The organism is Psychrobacillus sp. L3, assembly GCF_042945595.1.
In the GTDB taxonomy this organism is placed as follows: Bacteria; Bacillota; Bacilli; order Bacillales_A; family Planococcaceae; genus Psychrobacillus.
In genome coordinates this window covers 2,099,199-2,121,978 of record NZ_CP168493.1, presented here as the reverse complement: position 1 = coordinate 2,121,978, position 22,780 = coordinate 2,099,199, and the positions used below count along the sequence as shown (strand labels likewise).

General features: G+C 32.5%; 16 protein-coding genes and 3 pseudogenes. 15 read left to right on the top strand and 4 right to left on the bottom strand.

Annotated elements, in window-relative coordinates:
- The first annotated feature begins 577 nt into the window (after window positions 1-577).
- Window positions 578-703: a hypothetical protein gene (locus ACEPXD_RS10360; protein ID WP_391115888.1), complete on the top strand. Its 126-nt coding sequence runs from the start codon at window positions 578-580 to the stop codon at window positions 701-703.
- A gap of 481 nt (window positions 704-1,184) precedes the next feature.
- Here the strand turns inward: ACEPXD_RS10360 and ACEPXD_RS10355 are convergent, their stop codons facing one another.
- Window positions 1,185-1,325 (bottom strand): hypothetical protein, encoded by a 141-nt coding sequence (locus ACEPXD_RS10355; protein ID WP_391115887.1) that lies wholly within the window; start codon window positions 1,323-1,325, stop codon window positions 1,185-1,187.
- 463 nt (window positions 1,326-1,788) lie between these two features.
- On the opposite strand from ACEPXD_RS10355, the pseudogene ACEPXD_RS10350 reads away from it, so the two are divergent.
- From ACEPXD_RS10350 to ACEPXD_RS10325, 6 genes and pseudogenes are all read left to right on the top strand, one after another.
- Window positions 1,789-2,046: pseudogene (locus ACEPXD_RS10350) on the top strand (T7SS effector LXG polymorphic toxin); the annotation flags it as partial.
- A 484-nt stretch (window positions 2,047-2,530) separates the two neighbouring features.
- On the top strand, window positions 2,531-2,902 hold the full coding sequence (locus tag ACEPXD_RS10345; RefSeq protein WP_391115886.1) for a hypothetical protein: 372 nt from the start codon (window positions 2,531-2,533) through the stop codon (window positions 2,900-2,902).
- A gap of 40 nt (window positions 2,903-2,942) precedes the next feature.
- Window positions 2,943-3,257, top strand: a complete 315-nt coding sequence (locus ACEPXD_RS10340; protein ID WP_391115885.1) for a hypothetical protein — start codon at window positions 2,943-2,945, stop codon at window positions 3,255-3,257.
- Window positions 3,258-3,329: 72 nt separating this feature from the next.
- A complete protein-coding gene (locus tag ACEPXD_RS10335; RefSeq protein WP_391123152.1) occupies window positions 3,330-3,977 on the top strand; it encodes a PsbP-related protein in 648 nt (215 codons plus the stop codon).
- A 575-nt stretch (window positions 3,978-4,552) separates the two neighbouring features.
- Window positions 4,553-5,359: a DUF6602 domain-containing protein gene (locus ACEPXD_RS10330; RefSeq protein ID WP_391115884.1), complete on the top strand. Its 807-nt coding sequence runs from the start codon at window positions 4,553-4,555 to the stop codon at window positions 5,357-5,359.
- A gap of 759 nt (window positions 5,360-6,118) precedes the next feature.
- Window positions 6,119-7,549: a caspase family protein gene (locus ACEPXD_RS10325; protein WP_391115883.1), complete on the top strand. Its 1,431-nt coding sequence runs from the start codon at window positions 6,119-6,121 to the stop codon at window positions 7,547-7,549.
- 467 nt (window positions 7,550-8,016) lie between these two features.
- Here the strand turns inward: ACEPXD_RS10325 and ACEPXD_RS10320 are convergent, their stop codons facing one another.
- Window positions 8,017-9,702, bottom strand: a complete 1,686-nt coding sequence (locus ACEPXD_RS10320) for a hypothetical protein (RefSeq protein WP_391115882.1) — start codon at window positions 9,700-9,702, stop codon at window positions 8,017-8,019.
- A gap of 612 nt (window positions 9,703-10,314) precedes the next feature.
- Between ACEPXD_RS10320 and ACEPXD_RS10315 the strand changes: the two genes are divergently transcribed.
- From ACEPXD_RS10315 to ACEPXD_RS10285, 7 genes and pseudogenes are all read left to right on the top strand, one after another.
- Complete coding sequence (locus ACEPXD_RS10315; protein WP_391115881.1) at window positions 10,315-10,863, top strand: GNAT family N-acetyltransferase; 549 nt, start codon at window positions 10,315-10,317, stop codon at window positions 10,861-10,863.
- An 835-nt stretch (window positions 10,864-11,698) separates the two neighbouring features.
- Window positions 11,699-12,538, top strand: a pseudogene (locus ACEPXD_RS10310) (reverse transcriptase domain-containing protein); the annotation flags it as partial.
- Window positions 12,539-13,091: 553 nt separating this feature from the next.
- Window positions 13,092-14,336 carry a group II intron reverse transcriptase/maturase gene (ltrA, locus tag ACEPXD_RS10305; protein WP_391115880.1) on the top strand — a complete coding sequence of 415 codons (1,245 nt, stop codon included), beginning with the start codon at window positions 13,092-13,094 and terminating at the stop codon, window positions 14,334-14,336.
- Between the two features lie 461 nt (window positions 14,337-14,797).
- Complete coding sequence (locus ACEPXD_RS10300) at window positions 14,798-15,370, top strand: HNH endonuclease signature motif containing protein (protein WP_391115879.1); 573 nt, start codon at window positions 14,798-14,800, stop codon at window positions 15,368-15,370.
- A 233-nt stretch (window positions 15,371-15,603) separates the two neighbouring features.
- Window positions 15,604-16,704: a hypothetical protein gene (locus ACEPXD_RS10295; RefSeq protein ID WP_391115878.1), complete on the top strand. Its 1,101-nt coding sequence runs from the start codon at window positions 15,604-15,606 to the stop codon at window positions 16,702-16,704.
- Window positions 16,705-17,142: 438 nt separating this feature from the next.
- Window positions 17,143-17,773: pseudogene (locus ACEPXD_RS10290) on the top strand (IS3 family transposase); the annotation flags it as partial.
- A gap of 156 nt (window positions 17,774-17,929) precedes the next feature.
- Window positions 17,930-18,247, top strand: a complete 318-nt coding sequence (locus ACEPXD_RS10285) for a hypothetical protein (protein WP_391115877.1) — start codon at window positions 17,930-17,932, stop codon at window positions 18,245-18,247.
- Window positions 18,248-18,298: 51 nt separating this feature from the next.
- On the opposite strand, the gene ACEPXD_RS10280 is transcribed toward ACEPXD_RS10285, so the two are convergent.
- Window positions 18,299-18,499, bottom strand: a complete 201-nt coding sequence (locus tag ACEPXD_RS10280) for a hypothetical protein (RefSeq protein ID WP_391115876.1) — start codon at window positions 18,497-18,499, stop codon at window positions 18,299-18,301.
- A gap of 543 nt (window positions 18,500-19,042) precedes the next feature.
- On the opposite strand from ACEPXD_RS10280, the gene ACEPXD_RS10275 reads away from it, so the two are divergent.
- Window positions 19,043-21,823, top strand: a complete 2,781-nt coding sequence (locus ACEPXD_RS10275) for a TrlF family AAA-like ATPase (RefSeq protein WP_391115875.1) — start codon at window positions 19,043-19,045, stop codon at window positions 21,821-21,823.
- Window positions 21,824-22,623: 800 nt separating this feature from the next.
- Here the strand turns inward: ACEPXD_RS10275 and ACEPXD_RS10270 are convergent.
- Window positions 22,624-22,776, bottom strand: coding sequence for a hypothetical protein (locus tag ACEPXD_RS10270; RefSeq protein WP_391115874.1), 153 nt, complete (start codon window positions 22,774-22,776; stop codon window positions 22,624-22,626).
- Between the last annotated feature and the right edge of the window lie 4 nt (window positions 22,777-22,780).

The following is a 22,780-nucleotide window of genomic DNA, read 5'->3' as shown; positions in this document are numbered from 1 at the left end:
TGGCCATACAAATACGCTAAGAAAGGATGCACGGATATGTTTCTGGAAGTGGATTACAATGAAAAGGAAGTTATCTATGATGAAAAAAGTTTTCTTTAAGTCTATTACATTATCAGTAGTTACGACCCTCGTTTTACTTATTACATTATTTCCTTTACAAGTTAAAGGAGAAAGCGTGACACCCCTTAAGAATGAGATGCGTGCTAAGAAAGGTGCCAGGTTCTAGGACAATTCGGGAATTAGACTGGTGGAGTAATGAAGTGCAAACGTATGCCAACGTACATCCCATTAATCTATATATTGGTGTAGCTGATTATTAAGTTGGACTTGACGCGGATAATGCATGGAAAAATAAAATGGAGTTACCAAATCAAGTTATCTCTAACAGGGCAAACCAAATTGCGATGGGTCAGACGCACTTTTCCTTAAGAAGGATACAAAAAAATCCGCTTGGTTATGCAACTATCCTTAAACAACATCTTTATAATTATACCGCTTTAACTCCAGAAACCTCATGGAACAACACTGATCAACCTTTAGAGTCAACATTAGTACAAGCGAATAGGAAGCAGATGGTATGAAGTTAGTCATCAATGATCAAAATAATGAACAACCAAGAAAATATGTAATTTACCGTTTTGAAGGAAACGAAGTTGGATCGTATCAAGATCCACAAAACATTGTAGAAGTTGTCTATAATTAACAAGGGAATACTGTATTTTTAGACAAGGCAGCAAACCCAAACAAACAATATACATATGGAATTACTTCTGTGTCAGCAACTGGTGTTGAAAGTGAGGATGCATTTGTAGTTGAAGGTAACAGCATCTAAAAAAGAGAACAAATGAAGGTATCATATAGTTGAAATAAAAGCCTTTGAATTCAAAGAACCAATTTAGATAAGGCTTAAACACGAATAAAAAGAAATTTTAAATGCGAAGGTGGAATTCAGAAGGCTTACGATCAAGTATAAAAGTCATGAAAATGCAAAAATATGACATAGAGTTTAGATGAACTATGATAAGTAGCTAATCAAAATAATAATGTGGCAAGTATAGATAATAGTCCTATACTTGCCTTTTTAAATGATTGATTGGATGAATTTTTATGTGGATTCGTTCTACAATTGAATATTACTGGGGTATTTAAATCTTACTATAGCAGCATTTATGGTAATAGTTGTATTATCGATTCTGTTGGTTATTTTGTTTTGTGTTTTTCCTTTTAGTTTGATTTAAATCTAGACCATCTGCAAATTCTTCGTGATTGTTGTTTTTTGAATTAGGTTCTTTCTTCTTAAAATTTGGTTTACTTTTTTTGACCATGGCGTCGTCACCTCCTAGAGTTTAATGTGCTCAGTATAGATGGTCTTATGCAAAATTATTAGTTCTTTGCTATTCGATAATGAAATTGGAAATTGTTCATATTTCTAAAAGGAAAAAAGTAAACATTGAACTATCAACGTTTACAGACTTTTAAAGAAGAACCAGCGACCCCCACCTTGTCGAATTTATCTCAATTATAAAATCCAGATAAACTGAGTTCGATTAGGTTAAATAAGTCTGATTTAATAAGGTTTTCGCAGCTGTGAAAATCATTTGAGTAAAATAAGATCGGTACAAAAAATTAATTATGCGGACAAAAGAGTAAACAGGTGGTCTGTATTACTCATTTGATGAAAACAGGTTACTACAGTTAAGTAAAAGCTAATCGTTCATGATTTCATTGCAGTATTCCCTTTGTTTGTACATACTAGAGTCATTCCTATAAGCAAAGCTAGAACAGGGACTTACGCTTATTGGCGAACTCACCGCTAGCTTGACGGATGAGGCAAACAGCATTATGGATCAGGTTAGCGATATTGTCGGGCTGCCCCACTTAGATGATAGCGGAGTGCAGGAGGGAGTAATTAGTTCTAAGAGAAAACGTGATGATACTATCTCGCAGCTTTATGAATTTGATGCAACGCGGACTTTGGCACTACAAGCTATTGAAAAGGATATTCAGACAAAGGAAACTTGGCTCTCGGATCCGGAAGACTTATAATCAGTGTCTAAAATAAATTACTATTTTCGAATTAAGACAAAGACATATCAGACACATTTTAATTTCTGCCTTGAAAAGGATATTACTTTTTCAAGGTTTTTTCTTATATTTAATTGATTCTGATTTAGTTAGAGTACCAGGTTCTGAAACAATTCTGAATTGTATTAGCCTGCATTTAACACGATATTCACACTATATGAATATTGCACAAATTGATCTTTTTGTAAATGTTTGGTAACTTACATTTTACTAGAAGCAACTTTCTTTCTCATTATATTTAATTGGAAGAAATTAGATAATCAACGCGCGCGATTGTATAAGCAGGTATATTTAGAAGAGTGTCGAAATAGTTAGTATATGGATAATTATTCAACATATCCGTAGGTTTAGGAGGATATAAAATTAATTACTTATCTATTAATAGAACTTTTAATTCTGAATAGTATGTTTCGAGTTTTATACTCTGAATCTAGTAGGTGATTTTGTGGAGATAATTGTTAGGCCAAAGGATAAGATATTTACATGGATTAATGGAAATGTATATTCTGCAGAGGTAATTTATGTTGTTAAAGGAACTTCAAGCGTTAAAGCAATAATAAATAATAAATATAAAAAAATAGAGCATCTAAAATATGGTGAAAACTTTTCTATGACATATAATAAAGCTCTTCAAAGTGCTAATGAATGGAAACGAGAACAAGAGGAATTCGAAATTAGAAGTAATTCTCAAAAGTTATCAATAATGCAAGGCTCTATTAAACGAGAACCAATTGAAAATAGATCTATAATGCCCCCAAAATGTGAATCTTGCGGGTATCCAATAGTTGGAGGTTACCTTTGCAAATGTAGTAATTAAACGTGGATAGGCAATCGTTTATTATGAGGAGGAAAATAATATGCTAGAAGATTTAATTTCTATTAATCTTCCTAGAGCTTTACCAAACAACCTGATATTTCTAATAATCTTACATTTAATTAGGAATAGTTCAGATAAATTGCATGAGATCTTTACCTTAAAAAGACTGTACATATTTTGGGTAACATATTGGATAATAAATAGTGTTTTTTATTTTGACTCTTTGGGAGAAATAATGTCAGGAATCATATCATTTTCATTAATTTTGTTACTTATTCCTCTTGTTTTAATAATTCTTATCAGAAAATTGGTAAGAAAGCGTAAAGATAAGCGTGAAGCAGAAATTGATTTATAGAAAGCGAAACAGTTATTTAGAGATCTTCAGACACTTCATAAACGAGACATTTAACAAGGGGGGACAAATGTGATGAAAGTAATATTATCAATTATTATTGTATGGATATTTCCTTTTCAAAATATTTATGTATCCGCTGAAACTTATACAGATGAAAAACACCATTTTTCTTTAGAGTTGCCTGAAGGATGGGTTGAACAAGATATACCAGAAATAGATGGAGCAGAATATATTGCTGCATTTAATAAGGGAGATGTCTATCCATATATATTAATCCAGCAATTTAGCGATACTGGAAATTTGAAAGAATTAAAAAATTCAATTGATGATTACTATCTGAATTTGAATGAAAGTGGCTTACCTATTTCTAACGTGACTTATGGTGGATCAACTATCGATATTGATAAGAATGCATTGTTATATTCTTATACTGCTAGAAATGAAAATACTGGAACTTTTGAAGCTAAAGGAGCAATGTTTGTTGGGAGTGGGATTAGTACACAAGTATTGTTTTATACTGACTTAACATCGGACAAAAATGATGAGGATTTTAATAAAATAATTGAACAATTTCAGTATGCAGAAGGTAATAAAGTAATAAATAGTGATCCTTTAGTTGATACAGTCGCTAAGATGCTAGTAACTGCAATAATTATAGTGATAATAATCGTTGGTATAGCAATACGAAAACGAGAAAATAGATCGAAAGATAGTTTATGACGAGTATTATTTCTGAATAAAACAAACTAGTTGTTTTAAATTTAAAAAAAACAAATTTATCTAGATAATCACACTATGGAAGTATTAGAGTAGATGAGAGCAATCGGAAATACGGTAAACTGCGAATATTTCGATTTACGTTGTTTTCGCAATACAATAGAACGAATTCCGTTGGGGTATCGAACTAGACCGTACTCGATAGCGTTATTTGTGTCGCCGATTAGTTCCGATTATACGAGATTCTACCTGGCGTGAGGCTATGACGCGCTTGGCAAGAATTACTTTGAAACGTGTATTTAGTTATTGTAGCAGCCTTTTGTCGTTGCCTATTAGTATATGCCATTAACTCTTTCTCTGTGAAAATTTGGTAGCTCCAAATGTTCAAATCCATGTTCTACTCCAGTTATACTACTAATTTCCGTTGTTGAAAATTCCCTCTATAAAAATTTTTCGTAATAATCAAATTAATTATACTATACAAAATTTATTGTTTTGATATCATAAGGTATATAATTTTGAATCATTTTAGTAAAACTAAAAATTGTCTAGTTCAAAGTATAAATGAGGTGAATAAATTGCCAAATTATTTAGAGTATCAAAAATCTATTGCAGCTGAATTTAAAGCATATGAAAAGAGGGTAAGAAATCTAATTGACGCTGCTCACTGGGGAGAAGAGGGCCGTTACAAAGAAATTATATTGATGAATTATTTAAAGCGAGTGTTACCCAAAAATCTATCAGTGGGTACTGGATTTGTGAGGAATGGTGACAAAATAACATCCCAAATTGACATTGTTATTTACGATAATTCATTTCCGGTATTATTTTCTGAAGGAGATTTTGTTATAACTACTACAGAGAATGTTATTGGAATAGTAGAAGTGAAATCATTTATTAAACCAAATGAGCTATGTAGAATAATAGAAAAATCAAATCTAAATGGTTCTATTATTGTGGGTAATTCTGATAAGTATATATTTAATGGAATTTTTTCGTACAATAGCGGAAATCGACACGATAAATATGTTGAAAATTTGAGGAATTATGACTTTTCTCTGCTCCTACATAAGCGTCATTTTAACCAGATAACACCTCCCGCACTTTCCTATTGTGTGAATCATATTGCTTTAGGAGATCAATATTTTCTCAAATTATGGGAAACGGGACAATCTCCAAGTACCATAGAACCTCCATATTATAGTATTTATGATTTACAAGGTGGACTAGCATTTTCTTATTTTTTATCTAATTTGCAAGATTTAGTTATTCGAAAGGCTAGAGGATATTCAATACAAAAGTCAACTAATGAAATTGAATCATTCTATTATCCATTACCAAATGGAAAAGAATCGCAATTAATTGAAAGAATTCTTTTTAATTAATCTAAAAATATTTACATTACTTTAGTGGAAATATTCAAGAATCAAGAGAGGCTTCATGAGCAAACAAAGAAATGGAAAATAACAATTATTAAACAATTTTTTACATATATTCATTATCATTATCTTCATCTACAAAAATACTATCCTTTAGAACCAGAGAAACCGAACTTAGAAGATAAAGTGCTTCGATCAATATAAATTTTACTCAATAGGACATCTCCATTTATTTGCATATTTTTAAACAATTATAACATGTTTGATGTTTGATTATTCATATAACAAAAGATTCCAACAAGAAACAATTCAGTTTTCTTTCTGCGGAAGTGGATGAGCTTATGCCTTGTCAGGAACAGATAATTTTATTTTCAATGTTTAACTACCGTCCATTTATATCATGCTCTTAAAACACACCCTAGCCCGTCTTATAGTTAATTGTTTGTGTAAAGTAGTAATAAGTCTTAAACAAATGATTTTTAATCAATAAGTACCCAGATAGAACTAATATATAAATCGAAATGAAACCAATATTTTATTAAATTAAAGCAAATAAAAAAGGAGCAGTTCATCAAAATAAAGACGATTACTGCTCCAATACATTTTTTACCTATTATCGTTCTGTAACTCTAAAAGATAAGTGACTAATGCTGTCTAATGAATTTTTAAAAAATGGATAATTGCTACATCTGTAAAATTCTCCATTTTTACCACTACGTTTAAGCATATAATAATTGTTATAGCCATTGAAAGGGAGGTTACAATATGTCCGAAAGATATGGAATATTGATTGGGATAAATGATTACTCAGATGCACCATTAAGTTATTGTGTAAATGATGCTAATGAAATTTCAAGCACTTTAATAGATAGGTGTTTATTTAAAGAAAGCAATATTTACAAGATAACTAGTGATATTGATGATTCGAAAAAAGAAATTATAGGTGAATTTAGACAAGCTCTAAGTGAAATCAAAATTACATTTGAGCCAAATAAAGATAGTTTTTTCTTCTTTTTTGCTGGTCATGGTTCTTGTTCAGGAGAAAAATCACATATCTGGTTACATGAAATAGAACATTCGATAGAAGAAATTTATAATGAAATTAATACTACTCTCAATCCAGAAGTTCAAATATATGTTATAGATGCTTGTGAGTCAGGTGGAAAAGTTATAACAAGAGATAGAAAATCAAGATACAGTCTACTAGAAAAATATGAAGCAACATCAAGTGGATCAATGCTTTTATTTGCTTGTGGAACTAATCAATACGCTACTGAGTCCAGTGCATTAAAGCATGGTTTATTAACAAATGTATTTATAAATGGTATAAATAATGATGATTTATATGATGAGGACGGTATTCTTACACCATCTATTCTTCAAGATTATGTAACAAAGGAAACAGCAAAAATTAGTGACTTTGCCCAGATTCCTGTGTATGAAAATAGAATCTCTGGAATATATCCATTAGCCGTAAGGAAGATTGCTGATAATAATGAAATACCTATAGAGATTACAGTTAGAAGTAATCCAATTGTCTATAGGATTACACAAGAATTAAGAGATACTCTTTTATCTACAGGGAAAAGTACTATATCAGATAAAATGAATCAATTAAGCCAACAATTATTAGTACAGTATGATAACATATATAAATTTAAGACAATAGATGACTTTGAATATAGAATGTTTAAAGAGCAGTATGAAAATATTGACATTCTTAGTGAAAAGTTGTTTAAAACTGCAAAAAGGGATTTGAATTTGCCATTAGATGATGTTTTTCAAGAGTTTACCATAAAGCAAAATACGGATCCATTTCAAAGTGTATTTTCACGAATTCCTGATAGTAAAGAATATGAGCTGAATTTAAATAGAAAATCAGTAGAATTTAGAATTGATATTTTTAATGCAAACAATATTAGCGAATCTTCATTTGGTTATGGTGTAATTATTTATCATACAAAATGGGGAATCTCATTAGCTACATTAGAATTTAGGCTTGAATGGAGTGGATATTCAGATACAATCTTGAAAGAAATTCAAACTAATACTATTAAATATAAAATCAATGAGGATTTTGAAAGTAAGTTAAAACTATTTAATCTTAATGAAAGCTTTAACTTTATTTCTGAAATACAAAATTGGAATGACAATAGGAAAGCTGAAATATCTGCCTTTCTAGAAAGTTCATTATAGATATTTACAAAAAATTCTATGCTATTAAGAATAAAGAACCTTGTTAGAGCGTTGTCACGGGATGTGGAACACTCCATGAATGGTTGTTGCGCAGAACAAAAAAACTTAATTTTTGTGTGTCGAACATCTTGACGTAGATCCAGTCGTTTGATGACGGATACCACAAGACTTTCTTTATTTTCACCCTCAGAGTTGCGAACTTATATTGGATTGTGAAGATTTCGACTCATATACAGAATATACAAAAGAAGAGGTTTAGTTAAGATTGTGAAACATTGTACTTAAACTAAACGAGGTGCTTTAGTTAAACAAGAACATCATTTTGACGGAATATTTTTTATCCCAAACATCAAGTAGAACAATGGGCGAACAATTAACATTTTTTTGAACCGGAGTCCGACCAAAAAGAGAAGAATTCCCTATAAAAAAACGAGAAGTACGAACCTGGGGTAAGTACTTCCCGATTCTTATTGGGGGGATATCCAGTTCAATACACCTTGAATAGGCTGTTTTAAATGTTTTGATTGAATAACATATTCTAAATCAAAATCTTCCTCTGTTTGAACAAGAATAAAAGAAGGGAATTGCATATTAGTATTTGGATTTAACCCGTCAAATCCATAGGCGATAATATCAAAGCCATCTTCTTCAAAATGCTCAAAAGTAAAAATAGATTTTGCAAACTGTTTAAAGTCAACAGCATCGTATTCTGCAGGCTTAAAAGGTGTCGAAAATTTCGGTAAACGCGGCATAATAATATTCTTTGTCGAATAAACTTCCACCTTATGGTCACGTTGAGGAACAATCAAATTTTCAAACTGCTCTTTTTCATTAATAAACCTTTCAACTACGTACAAAGGGGTCTTTATGCGTTGTGACGTAATTACCTTAACATTTCCAGGGAATTTTATTGTGACCCTTATATCTTCATCATGAAGATGGCCTATATTTTTTAAAATCAATGGAAGCGGGTAGCAAGACTGCAAATATTTGTTATACTCTAACATAATTTTGTATAATAATAAATTATAGTATGAGTTATCAATTGCGGTATATTTTTCAATTTCCTCTTTCGTTCCTTGTGGGGTATTATTTGGTTTACCAAACAAAGGTATATCTAAGCCCCTTTTCTTTAAATCTCCGAAATAAAAATCTTCTTCACGTAAAGTGATTTGAAGAAGCTCTTGGCTTAATTGCTTTAGTTCTTCTTTTTCCTGCGCTCCTATTTCTACAGGTATAAATTCATAGAGATTGAGTTTACTTATGGCTTGAAAAACTGAATTGCTCATTTCTATATCTTCATCAATGGTTTCTCGATTGGACGTTCTATCCTTTTGGATTTTCTGCATAGGAAGATGAAGTGACTGAGCTATTCGAATTTCTTGTAGAGCTTCAGTATTTAATTCATCAAGGATTGGTAAAATATCTAACTTAATACCGTTCATTTCAGTATTTTCTTGCACTTTACCTCTTTCGTAAAATGCCAAAGAAAGATTAGACGATCCTTTATTAGTCTCTGTAATACCGTATTCACCGCTATTAATAAAACTATCAATCAATTGTATAAATAGAGATTTCGGCATATTTCTACTCTTCGTAGCGTTAATGAAAAGCTTGCTGATAATAATATCACAAAGCATTTTCACATTTTCGGTACTTGTCTGCTTATGATTTCGCTCTAAATATTGTTGCATGTTAAAATAACTGCTGTTAATTAAGTCATCTAAATGGAACCCTCTCTTATCAACTGTTACATACTGTAGTTCTTCCTTAATCTCTTCTAATTTAGGAAAGTCTGCAATTTTTATTCGTTTTCCGTGTAAAGCTGAAATAAATTTATCGGCATTGTTGTCAGTGGTACCGATTAAACAAAGTGTATATTGTATCGGTAACCCAAATAACCCATAATTACTTTTCGCATCTTTGACCAATTTTACAATCCAATCAATTACCATACTTCTTTCGAAATTGTTTATGCTAGATTTGACTTGAACAGCTTTTATTGAATCTTTCCGAATCCACTCAATATCTACTTTATCGTCTTCCGTATAAGGCTCTATTTGAACACTATCCCAATCATCATCAGAAACGCTATCTAGTAATGTTGCTAATACCTGATAATAATAACCTCTAATACCTGCATTCCCACTCATTTAGAACTACATCCCCTTTGTTTTCAGCTTACATCGATTATTCATATAGTAATTGTATAGTAAATAACACTTATATAAAATTAGTATTGACTATCCTATTTACCAACCATATTATCTCTTCATAAAAATATATACTTTAAATATATCATTCTTCAACTAGTGAGGTTTCAATGAACAAAATTAAATTACTTTATTATTCCTGCAAAGTTCTATAGTGTGGTATGTCTTTTTCCTAGAATTTATTAAACTAAAGCAGCATGTTAATAAAATATAGATTTTTACTCAGATTTAGATGATAGGTTTTTGTTTAAGGGTAGGAATAATTATGTCTGAATAAATTATTAAGTTAGATAACGATTTTGATAAGATTCATTTATTTTATCACTCGCAATCAGTATCAGAATCATCGTTCTTTATTCAGTTGGTTTTCCCACTCTATAACCCTGGATTTTATTCACACTAAAAGGAATCGAGGGTACTGTAGTTTAATTTTTTGTATGTAAGAAACGATAACAATCATTTGTATTTTTGTGGTAAGTTTGAAAAGTGAAAAAAAAGTGATAATTTAAATGGAAGAAACCAAAAGAAAAATATAAGCCAAGGAGTGAATTTATGTTTGATTTTATATTTGATTTGGACAGACACAGAAATAAAAGACAATATTCGAAAGAAAAAATAAAGGATTTAGTTCTTTTATTAGAAACGGAAATTAAGAAAATTGAAGTAAACCCTGAGAAATCTATTATTAATGTTTTACATAAAAACGGGGAGCATATCATTGTTTACCTTACTATTTTTGATCAAGAAGAGAAATTGAGCCCGTTTTTTATTGAACTTAAAGTAATTCATAAAAAAGGTATTGTTTTGAACCGAATCCGATTGAGTGCTACTTACAACAGTGAGGACAAAATAGAGATTGGTGATATAGAAGTTTTTGGCGAAAATGAAGGTAGGAGTTATGGAACAATTTTACTCCAATCGTTAATCAATTTTGCTATAGAGAACTCTGTATATACAATTTCAGGTTGGATTTCCAATACAGACAAGGAGCATTTTGATAAGCTAGATTATTTCTATAAAAAAAATGGTTTTGATGTGATTTGGGGTAATACTAGTAACATTGTAAATAAAGCTGCAGATATTGTTTGGACTAGTTCTTAAATAGTTTATCTAATAGAAATCCAATGGAAAGATATGTTCTTTTCTCTTTCCCTTTTCTCCAGCACCTTCATTATTGACTGTACAAAAGAGGACTAATAATGATTAGAGTTCTGCAAGTATGTGAAGTATTGTACTGAGCGAAACGTTTCCTTATAAGTGCCATAGCACGAAATAGGAGAATTGCTATCAAGCAATTACAACTGATTAACTAAAACTCGGAATGAAAGCCGTCATGTTGATTTGAAACGAGTTATCTGATCCTCCTACATGCACATGATGGTAGTAGTCAGAATGTGTGTGAAGCTAGGTAAAGTCGGCTGAAATAAACCTAAGTTGCTTCTTTAGAATATGGTTTGTGATAGGTCGGGATGCTAAAAAATATCTATGGTGAGAATGTCCACCTGGACTGACGAACTTGCGAATGTACGGGTCTAGAAATTAATACGCTCGAAAGACGTATGCTGCGAACGCAGTGTCAAACACCGAAAAGTACGAGTAGTGTATAGGATACTTCGGAATATCTAACAAATGAGTTTATAGGTTGGCAGGCTTAAAGTGAGCACCTACTGATATATGTAAAGCTAGGTTAATCGGAACGTTGTAAGTAAGAAACATCCACTATTAAACGACTACTATCGGGATGGTGTCTATAAGATAATATATATCGAAGTGACTTTACTCTTGCGAAAGTAGGGACACAGTACCGTTGAAGCGTGTAACGAGCGTGGAGGGATAGTCCCAAGTCTTCTCTTTGAAAACTAACATAACTAAATGAAACTCACAGGGTCGAGTAAGATGATGGGATTTTCCGCAAGGAAGGAGAAACAATCCATCGGTGAGTGCAGCTTTACGACATGTAGAATATTACGGTATGCAAGACATATTTGATGACCTTTATGAGCGAAGTAAAGACAATGCTACAAAGGGTTTAAGGCTATATGAACATATCATATCAAAAGACAATATCTTATTGGCCTTTCGGAACATTAAAGCGAATACAGGTTCAAAAACAGCTGGAACTGATGGTATCACGATTGACCAATACAAGATTGAAAACGCTGATGAATTTATCGAGGAAATTCGAAAAGTATTACAGAATTATAAACCTCAAACGGTACGAAGGGTTGAGATACCTAAACCTAATGGAAAGAAACGTCCATTAGGTATTCCGATTATGAGAGATAGACTAATTCAACAGATGTTCAAACAAGTACTAGAGCCAATATGTGAAGCTAAATTTTATCACCATTCATACGGTTTTAGACCAAATAGGTCAACTCACCATGTAATGGCTAGATGTCAGTTCTTAGTCAATAATGTGAAGTTGCATCATGTAGTAGACATTGATATACAAGGTTTCTTTGACAACGTGAGCCATTCAAAGTTAATTAAACAAATGTACAGTATAGGCATATGCGACAAAAGAGTTTTAACGATTGTCTCGAAAATGTTAAAAGCACCAATCAAAGGCATTGGTATTCCAACAAAAGGAACTCCGCAAGGAGGAATCCTGTTTCCTCTTTTATCAAACATTGTTTTAAATGACTTAGATTGGTGGATATCTAACCAATGGGAATGCCTAAAAACAAAACATGCTTACGCAACCAATAGTAAGACAAGGGCGTTAAGGAAAACAAATCTCAAACAAATGTATATCGTCAGATATGCAGATGACTGTGTGCCACGAAAGCAAACGAAGTGTGCTTGAGAAGTAAACTTTGTAAGCTATGCTGCACTTAAGATGAGAGAAGGCCTCTCGCAATCGCTATACAGGTAGAGATTGCAAACCGCCCTAAGGTGCTATAGTCAAAAGCTATGGTATTGAGCGTTAGGGGAAAAGGCAGAGCATGACTCTGTCAGGTATGTATTAAGGAGACGAAAACCATTGAACCGCTGATGAAGTATCGAAAGCATAGAGATGTCATCAAAACTGAGGGGGAGTCGTTAACTCAGGATAAGTTCGGAGGAAACCTGTTTACTGTCCGTTCGGTGACCGGTATAAAGGCGTCGTGAACTTAATACAGGCTTTTGTGTGGAACGTGGGAACCTACGACATGGATGCTAAGGGAGAGATTTCAAGTGGAAGCCCCATAAGAATCAGAGTACCAATGCCATGTATAGGGGCGGAATAACTCGTAGTAGCAATGAAATCTCCTAACGGAGACGGAGCAAAGGGGTTATATTATTCAGTTTTATAAACAAGTCAACCAACAAACTGGGAGGAACTTATGCATAAAACAAAGCCGTATGTTATATCCAAAAACGTAGTATATGAAGCTTTTCTAAGAGTTAAAGCAAACAAAGGGTCAGCAGGAATTGATGAGCAATCCATAGCAGAGTTTGAAGAAAATCTCAAAGATAATCTGTATAAAATATGGAACCGAATGTCATCTGGCAGTTATTTCCCTCCAGCTGTGAAAGCAGTAGAAATACCAAAGAAAGCTGGGGGTACAAGAACACTTGGAATTCCAACTGTGTCGGATAGAATAGCACAAATGACAGTGGAATTATACTTTGAACCTTCGGTGGAGCCATTCTTTCATGAAGATTCCTATGGATATAGACCGAAGAAAAGTGCCATTCAAGCGTTAGAGATCACTCGGAAAAGATGTTGGAAGTACAATTGGGTACTTGAATTCGATATTAAAGGTTTATTCGATAATATAGACCATGATTTATTAATGAGAGCGGTAGAAAAGCATACAAAAGTCGAGTGGATAAAGGTATACATAAAAAGATGGTTAAGAGCACCATTTCAAACGAAAGAAGGAATAATAGAACGTACCTCTGGCACACCGCAAGGTGGGGTCATAAGTCCAGTATTAGCAAATTTATTTCTTCATTATACGTTTGATAAATGGATGGCAATCAATCATCCTAACAATCCATTTGCTAGATATGCAGATGACGCAGTCCTCCACTGTAAGACAGAGGAAGAAGCGAAGAAGTTGCTTGAATCTCTAAACGAGAGAATGAATATATGTAAGCTCGAACTTCATCCAACTAAAACCAAAATTATTTATTGCAAGGATGCAGATAGAAAAGAAGAGCATGAAAATATATCGTTTGATTTTCTAGGGTATACGTTCAGACCGAGACTGTCGAAAAACAGGTGGGGAAAACACTTTGTGAATTTCACTCCCGCTATCAGCAATAAATCCAAGAAATCAATCCGACAAAAAGTAAGAGGTTGGAAACTGCAATTGAAGGCAAATAAGGAACTCTTTGACTTATCGATGATGTTTAACTCAGCTATTCAAGGATGGATTAATTACTATGGGAAGTTCTACAAATCCGAAATGTATGCTAGTTTAAGGCATATTAATAAAGCCTTAATCATGTGGGCAAGAAAGAAATATAAAAGACTTGCTCGTCATAAGAAAAATGCGGAACGTTTTATGGGTAGAATCGCTGTTCAGAATCCTAAGCTCTTCAAACATTGGGAACTAGGAATAAAACCTACGGCTGAATAATGGGAGCCGGATGAGCTGAGAGGTTCACGTCCGGTTCTGAGAGGGGCTACTGGGGAGGTTCCAGTGGTCTACTTGCCTTAAGATTTTCACAAATTCTCACCAATCAGCTATCAAAATATTTCACGCTACCAAGGAATACTTAAAAAATCAGCTAAATCTTGATATATCAACTGAGAAATCAGCGATTACTAATCTTAGAAGGAGGAAATCTGATTTTTTAGGTTTTTCTCTTAAAGCAGTAACCAAGCGTAATAAATATGTAGCCAATACACACGTTATGGAAAAAAAATGAATGATATACTAGAAAAACTTAGATATTTCATCTGTAAAATCCAAAATACGCCAACACCACATACTGTCATGGATTATAACGCTATATTCTCGGTATAAAAAGTTACTTCAAGGTTGCGACTCATATCAATAAAGATTTTGGAAAAATAGCCTATCGTCTATTGAAAACCATGTATAATCTTCTAAAACCAATTGGCAAATATGGAAATCCTATAAAGCCATCAGAAACGTACAAGAGACTTCATAAGAATAATTTCAGAACATATAAAATTGCTGGTGCATATTTATTTCCATTAGGAGATATTCAAACAAGTAATGCCATGAACTTCAGTCAAAATATATGTAATTATACAAAAGAAGGAAGGCTTAAACTTCATCAAAATATTAGAGCGAATGTTGCCATAGAAATTAGAAAAATGTTACAAATACCTTACGGCAAGGACAAATTAGAAATTGCAGATAACAGAATTTCAAGGTACTCAATGCAATTAGGTAAATGTGCAGTAACAGGTGAATTTTTAACATCTAATAAGGTACACTGTCATCATAAGTTACCCCGACATATGGGAGGTACAGATGAGTTTAATAATCTTGTAATCGTACATAAAGATGTCCATAGGTTAATCCATGCTACAAGTGAAAAGACGATTGAACGTTATAGGACCATTCTTCAATTAAATGGGAAACAATTGAAGAAACTAAACCAATTTCGTAAAGTTTGTAATTTAGTTGCTTTAGTCTAAAAGAATAAGATGGAACGCCTAATGCGGTGAAAGTCGCACGTTGGGTGTGGAGCAGGGGAAAAGATGGAGATAACATCAAAGTCTTACCTATTGCTATTATAGTATATGGCAGCATACTTAAACAGGAATTTCGTCCATTCCATATTACGACTGAATTGAGCCATGTGTGCATAGTTTGAGCCAGTGATAACGTAAGAGAATAAAACAAGCAGACATTAACCGAGGTGGTATTTATGGATTTAGTGCAAGTCTCAAGAAGCCAGTTAATTAGTGAAGTATACGAATGTAAAAAAATGCTTTACCGGCTAATAAACTTACCAGAAGATGTTCGATCCAATATTTCAAATTCATTATTACCGTATCTGTCAATGATATGTGATGGGATTGATAATCTTCTTCAAACAGAAGATTCTGTTGTACTTTCTAGTCTATTTGAAGATATAAATGGTAAGAGTTTTACGACGCTTATCAAAAAAATAAGAGCAAGTTCGAAATTACTTACTGATAAAAAAAATCTAAGAATTTCAATAAAGATGCTAGATAGGGAAACAAAAAAATTTCATGATGAGTTAATAAAAGTTTATACTGAAGAACAATTAGCATTTATAAAAGCATACGGACAAGACGATTTAGGTGTTTTCTATTATAAAAACAAACCGTATGCTAACAGCAGTCAAATAAATTTATATATTAAACCATTTAACTCCACTGTTGAGGAAGTTAAGGAAGAAATATTCAAGTTTAGTATGCAGGTTGCTACGTACATAAACTCGTTTTGTTCCGGGTTAGAAGGACACACTCTACCACTTCTGAAGCAAGAGGATTACATTACTAATTTAGATTGTGAAGACTTAGTTTCCAAAGATTATATCTATAGCGAAGAAAATCAAAGAAATATTTTTAACAATGTTATAGATAAAGGAATTTCATTATATTTACTGAATATGCAATGTCAATTAAATTTCGCCCTCAATATTTTAGATTTAATAATAGACGAACATCCCCTGAAATACAGAATTCAATTATTGATTTACTATTACTCAGTGCAAGCAATAAATTTTGCTTATAGCTCGGGCTATTTAGGAGAGCTAGAAGAATTAAAAGAAACGATAACCGCAGTAATAGAGACTCATAAGAGAATATTTAATAGCAGTACTTTTAGAAATAATCTGTTTCATTATAAACTTTTTACGGAGTTTGAGCATTCATTGAGTAAAAATTATTTTGAAGTTATGGTAGAAACACTAACATCTGTATCTTTAGAAAACTTGCTAACTACCGTTTATAAGGAAATGGATATTGTAGAAAAATTAATTAAAAAAATTATCTACTAATTTGACATGTTAGTTATTCAATTATAGTGCGCGATTCAGAATGGTTATATTGAGTTTTGTGTTAAAAGGTAAATCCAGAATCAACTCCATTCTTGTAAGAATAAAGGCAGGCTGGTGCAATAACCAGAGTAGGATTAATCTCCCATGAGTGCTAATCGTATAGAGTGCGACAGTCTGTGATGCACCGTTTTTTGCTGCATGGATGGCTAACTGGTGCTTAACTTCAAGAAGGGGTAAAGCTTTTTTTCTTATTGAACTACAGCAGCAGTTTAGTTTAAGATCAATTACGGTGAACCGTATCATAAGTAAATGTGGTTTTTGATAATATGAGTACCAAGTCAATTATTTTAGACTTGGTACTTTTTTTATCTCGATAATAAATTGTGGTTTCAATTCCTCTATCTTCTAACCTTACAACAACTGTAAGAGTTAATTCCAAAGAAAATCCGTCGTCTAATGCGAAAATACAATTTCTTTGCGAAAGTACGTCGGGCAAACCCATATAGAAATATTGCAAAAGCAACTCAAGAACATAAGACATTACCAAATGTTTTAAATCGCGAATTTACACAAGATGAACCTGGAAAAGTATTCTTAACCGATATTACCTATTTGAAATATCGAGGAAAAACAGCGTACCTCTCCTGTGTGAAAGATGTAGCTACACGTGAAATAGTCGCTTATGAATTATCTCAAACGCTGAAAATGACAATCGCTTACAATACGCTTGTTAAGTTGAGAGAAAAACTAGAGGAAAACGTTCATCCAGAAGCAATGATCCACTCAGATCAGGGATTCCATTATACACATCCAGAATTTCAAAAACGTGTGAAACAAATGAATATGAAGCAATCTATGTCTCGAAGAGGTAACTGTATTGATAATGCGCCAATGGAATCCTTTTTTTGGACACATGAAAGATGAGATGGAATATAAACAATTACTAACCTTTGATGAATTAAAACAACAGGTTGATAGCTTCATGATTTTCAACAACGAGTCAAGAAGACAATGGAATCTAAAAAAGATGACTCCGGTAGAATACCGAAGCCATCTGATAGCTGCTTAAATAGGAGGTTGCTTTTATTATACTGTCCAAAATTTAGGGCGCAGTTCATATGAGAAGGTCGCGTTTTTTTTTTGTAAAATAATTTTTAAAAAAATTAAAGTGATATTGAAGTAATTCCCTTATTTACCACGAATTAATTATAAAGGGGTGAAATTATTGAAAGAACTAAAATTGCCGAATCAACTAGAGAAAATAGTATTAATTAGTTTAGTTGAGAGTCCGTCAGTAGAGGGGCTGGGAATATTAATACTGGGCGAAAATTTTGATGAGGAAGATAATAATGCACCAGTAATTAGGGTTTATCAGCTTATGACCATTGAAGAAATGTTTGAAGTCGATAAAGAATTACATGCGTTTACTTTTTTTGATTTCCCTAGTGCAATATTATTTGCGGCTAATCTTCCGAATATGTCTGCACTCGAACTTCTTCTCGCAATTAATTCATTTGAACCAGCGGATGTTATAGTCCACTAGTAATAGAGCCCAACCACATAAAAAGTGGAAGGGTTTATTTTATTTATAATATTAATACCAAGTACCTTGAGCTGTGTAATGATACCATTCATGTTTATAATTTACTTTCAAACATTTTATTATTGGATCCACAACAACTTTTACTATGTTGTCTATCGAATGTTTTTCACATTCTTCTGGACCCATGGTCGCTGTGTGTCTTGCGTGTATATATAATAGAAGTTCTTTTAGTCTTGGTAAGAGTTTATCCATGTTAATTATCGTCCTTTCGTATAAACGTTATTACTACTATTCATTGAGGTTGGTTTAGACCCTTATATTGAAAGAAAAGTAATTAAAAATAGATTGAAAGGGAGAAATTGAAAGTGGAGAAAGGATCGAAGCGATTTCATTTTACAAAAATGATATAATGCTCACAATTGAAATAGAAGGAGAATTCACCCATTACCCAAGTTTCGAAATAATATTGACATATCTAATCAAAAAATACTCAGTTTTGATTGGATATTTTTGTACTTTCAATACCAAGTCTTTATTGAAACGGTAAAAAGAATATGCAATTAAATAATTTTAGTTATATAGAAACTGTTTTTCCTATTTTTAGAGCTGCTCCTGGTATCTTTTTACTATTATACGAGTTTCTTAGTATCAACTGTTGTTGTATAATGATTTAGAAATATCGAATAATTTAAACCTTCTGTTATAAATGAGGCAATAATCTTTGAAAATCACATAAGGAAGTGGAATACGATAAATTAGTACAAAAAATAATTACCTAAGAATGGGGATATAGCAATGGATTTTAGAGGAAATCGATGGTATAAATGCGACTTACATCTGCATACACCAGAAAGCAAATGTTTCCCTGATAAACAAGTAAGTGCAGAAGATTGGATACAAGCTTGCTTGCATAAAGGACTGGAAGTGGTAGCTGTTACGGACCATAACAGTGGAAATAATATTGATGAGATCATTGAAGCTGCAAAAGGTACGAATTTAACAGTATTTCCTGGGGTGGAGATTACTTGTGATACATCAAAAGTTCATTTATTAATCTTGTTTGATAAGGATAAGCGTTCAACAGATATTAATGGATTCCTAAATTATTGTGGAATCACAGAAGATAAATTTGCAGAACAAAACGCGAACGCAGAGGAAAATATTTTTAGAGTTGCAGAAAAAGCTAATTCACGAGGAGCCCTTGTTATCCCAGCTCATATCGATGAGTATAATGGTATCTCTGTAACCAGTTACCAAACAATGCAAACATTCTTAGATCTACCTTATATTAATGGCGTTCAAGTTGTTAATGAGGAACTATATAACCAAGAAAATTATTCAACTCATGAGCGTTTTGCAGCACTTATTGAACGGTATCCTAGTGTTAACGAAGCTTTTGTAAAAGAGTGGAGCAATGCAGTGAAGTTATCGAAGGAAAGAAAAAAGGCGATTCTTACTTTTTCAGATAATCCGAGTGCTCCAGCACAAAGTACTCACGGACTCTGGGGAATTGGTAGTAGATACACTTGGATTAAAATGGAAGAGGATGTATCATTGGAAAGCCTGAGACACGCTTTATTAATGCCCGATCAGAAAATTAGGAACGATTTTGATTCTTCCTCTAACCCTTATACTAAACCAGAACTACTTATCAAAGGATTAGTGATTAATAAAACTGTTTTAAACTCAGAAAATTCTATACAAATTCAACTTAGCCCCCAATTAAATACTATTATTGGAGGACGTGGAACCGGCAAATCTGCAATAAACCGAATTATCCGTGGTTTATTGGATTCTAATAGTGACCTAGTTGATTTTAGCGAATTACACATTGAACAAACAAATTTCTTTAAACAATCTGAGGTTATAAGAGCAGGGGAAGAGCAAAAGGGAATCTTAACGAATGAGACGTTAATAGAACTTTTTCTAGAAAGATTAGGCCGTACATATAAAATTGTTTACTCCAACTTTCAAAATGGACAATTCGAAAAAAACTTTTACAAATTAAATGATGAAGGGATTTTTGATGAGTCAAATGATTCTATATTAGAACTATTTCATGCTGAAATTTATTCTCAAAAACAAATCTATCACATTGCTACACGTCCCAATGCTTTAAGAGAGAAAATTGACCAATCTATTGAGCCACTAGTTGAACATTTAAGTTCATTAGGAGAGATTAAAGATAAGTATTTTGAAACAAGTGTTAAAATAAGAACTATTAAAAATCGAATAGATAAAAAACCAAGACTTGAAGTAGAGAGAAATGATATTAATGAAAGACTTTTAGAATTCGCGGAAAAAGGCTATCAAACCATTTTAACTAAGCAGAAGGAAGCTGAAGCTGAGGATTTTCTTTTGCAAAATATATCCAATGACTTGGAGCAGAAAGATATTAAACTTCAAGAGTTAATAGATGGATTCTCTTACCCAGATTTTGATGAATTTGAATTTACACCTGATGCAGCTGATGAATTAAAAATGATTCTAGCTAGTAACTCTACAGAATTCCAAGAAGTCATGACAAAACTTACGGAAGCAAGCCTAGCTTTATCAATTGCAAAGGAATCCTTGAAACAAAAAATTAAAACTTCTGCTTGGAATCAACACTTCGAAATAGTTAAACAGAAATATAAAATTTTGCAAGAGGAGTTGAGTCAAGAAGAGTTAAAAGACTTAAGTAATATAGAGTTTCTTTCAAATCAATTAATCAAAAAAGAAAAGGAACTTGAAGATATTGTAAAAGATGAAGAAGAATTAGAATCTCTAGCTGAAGAATTAAATGCATTTTCATACTCATACCTGGAATCAAGAAAACAAGTGACAATTCTTCGAACTGAGTTTCTACAAAACGTTCTTGGCGGTACTCCAAATATAAAAATAGAAGTGAATCCTTTTCGTGATTCTGAGAATTATGAAGCTGAGCTAAGGAAGGTTTTTCAAAAACCAGATAGATTTACCGAAGACTTTCAGAAAATCAGCAATTTTGTATTTAATGGTCCAGTTGAGCGAAAGATTCAAGATTTACGTGAGTTGATAACGACAGTTAAAGAAACCGGTCAAAATAATGAAATGTTTAATGCCAGATTCAATTCATTAATTAAAGAACTGAACGATGAACAAATGGATAATTTTAAACTTCTTTATCCAGAAGATAAAATTGAGGTTCAATATAAGGCAAACGATGCATCTGAATTTAAGTCTATCTCTAATGCTTCAGCAGGTCAAAAAACATCAGCAATTCTAACCTTTCTTTTATCTTATGGAACAACTCCTCTTTTATTGGATCAACCAGAGGATGATTTGGATAATCAACTTATCTATGAATTAATTGTAAATCGATTAGCCGTTACTAAAAACAACCGTCAGATTATTGTTGTCACTCATAACGCGAATATTCCAGTCAATGGGGATTCTGAATGGCTAGTAGCGATGAATTCCGAAAGCAAAGATTTACAAGTTTTATATGAAGGGCCGATTGAAGAGCACGGAGTAAAAGAAGCAATATGCAATGTAATGGAGGGTGGAAAAGAGGCATTTAAGATGAGGGCAAAACGGTACAATTTAGAGCTTTAAATTGTTTAGTTGCATTTTAATTCAGATAGCCAAATCTAGTGATTACATAACGGGTGCTTTAGTTAAAAGAGGAAAGAAAAAAACGCTTGGAGAAATATTCTCCAAGCGTTTTTGTTATGTTATTACAATTAAAATGTTAATAATAATGGTCCCGACAAGTCTCGAACTTGCGACCCCCACCTTGTCGAATTTATAACCCTTGAATAACTTAGTTAAATTGAATTCGATTAAGTTAAATAAGTATGGTTTAATGAGGTTTTCAGGAGTGTAAAAGTCATTTTAGTAAAATAAGATCGGTACAGAAAATTAATTACGCGGACAAATTGCGGACAAATTAGTGAACAGGTGGTCTGTATTACTTTTTTGATGAAAACAGTATGTAACAGTTAGATCGTGAAATTATATTCCGCTTTTATACTTTATAACTATGCGATTCTATTCAATATAGAATCGCTATTTTAGTGTGCCTAAATAAATGAAGTCCGACCAAGTTCAAGTTTATTTGATACGTTTTAAAATGCTAGTTTTCATCTATCCAAAATACCATGAACACTGGGTTTATGGTAGGTCAACTTTATATACTTTCTTATCTTTTAAACAACCAGTCGCCGGTAAAATACCGTCGACTGGCTTCTATAGGAAGTTTTTTTCATAATGTCTCCATAGTGGATATTCGGCATCACTAAATGTTTCCCATGTTTGACACCATTCAAATATAATTTTCGAAAAGTGTCCAATTTGTTTTTATCACAGAGCGTTTGTTTAGTTTTTACTTCTACAACGCTAGTTGGTCCTTAAAATTAATTCTTTTTAAACATCTTAAAAGCTACTATCCATCCCCAAATAAATATTATTGTTGGTCCAATCGCAGCAATTAAATATGGTTTAATCGATACTTCCGGATTATCTCCGATTGGACCAATCCGATTATTCTTTTTGTGAATATAATCCATAAAG

Excerpts from the sequence above, each read along its gene's own strand:
- ACEPXD_RS10300 (WP_391115879.1), top strand. The coding sequence starts at position 14,798 with ATGTATAATCTTCTAAAACCAATTGGCAAATATGGAAATCCTATAAAG.
- ACEPXD_RS10295 (WP_391115878.1), top strand. The coding sequence starts at position 15,604 with ATGGATTTAGTGCAAGTCTCAAGAAGCCAGTTAATTAGTGAAGTATAC.
- ACEPXD_RS10320 (WP_391115882.1), bottom strand. The coding sequence starts at position 9,702 with ATGAGTGGGAATGCAGGTATTAGAGGTTATTATTATCAGGTATTAGCA.
- ACEPXD_RS10335 (WP_391123152.1), top strand. The coding sequence starts at position 3,330 with ATGAAAGTAATATTATCAATTATTATTGTATGGATATTTCCTTTTCAA.
- ACEPXD_RS10270 (WP_391115874.1), bottom strand. The coding sequence starts at position 22,776 with ATGGATTATATTCACAAAAAGAATAATCGGATTGGTCCAATCGGAGAT.
- ACEPXD_RS10325 (WP_391115883.1), top strand. The coding sequence starts at position 6,119 with ATGTCCGAAAGATATGGAATATTGATTGGGATAAATGATTACTCAGAT.
- ACEPXD_RS10315 (WP_391115881.1), top strand. The coding sequence starts at position 10,315 with ATGTTTGATTTTATATTTGATTTGGACAGACACAGAAATAAAAGACAA.
- ltrA (WP_391115880.1), top strand. The coding sequence starts at position 13,092 with ATGCATAAAACAAAGCCGTATGTTATATCCAAAAACGTAGTATATGAA.
- ACEPXD_RS10360 (WP_391115888.1), top strand. The coding sequence starts at position 578 with ATGAAGTTAGTCATCAATGATCAAAATAATGAACAACCAAGAAAATAT.
- ACEPXD_RS10275 (WP_391115875.1), top strand. The coding sequence starts at position 19,043 with ATGGATTTTAGAGGAAATCGATGGTATAAATGCGACTTACATCTGCAT.
- ACEPXD_RS10340 (WP_391115885.1), top strand. The coding sequence starts at position 2,943 with ATGCTAGAAGATTTAATTTCTATTAATCTTCCTAGAGCTTTACCAAAC.
- ACEPXD_RS10280 (WP_391115876.1), bottom strand. The coding sequence starts at position 18,499 with ATGGATAAACTCTTACCAAGACTAAAAGAACTTCTATTATATATACAC.
- ACEPXD_RS10355 (WP_391115887.1), bottom strand. The coding sequence starts at position 1,325 with ATGGTCAAAAAAAGTAAACCAAATTTTAAGAAGAAAGAACCTAATTCA.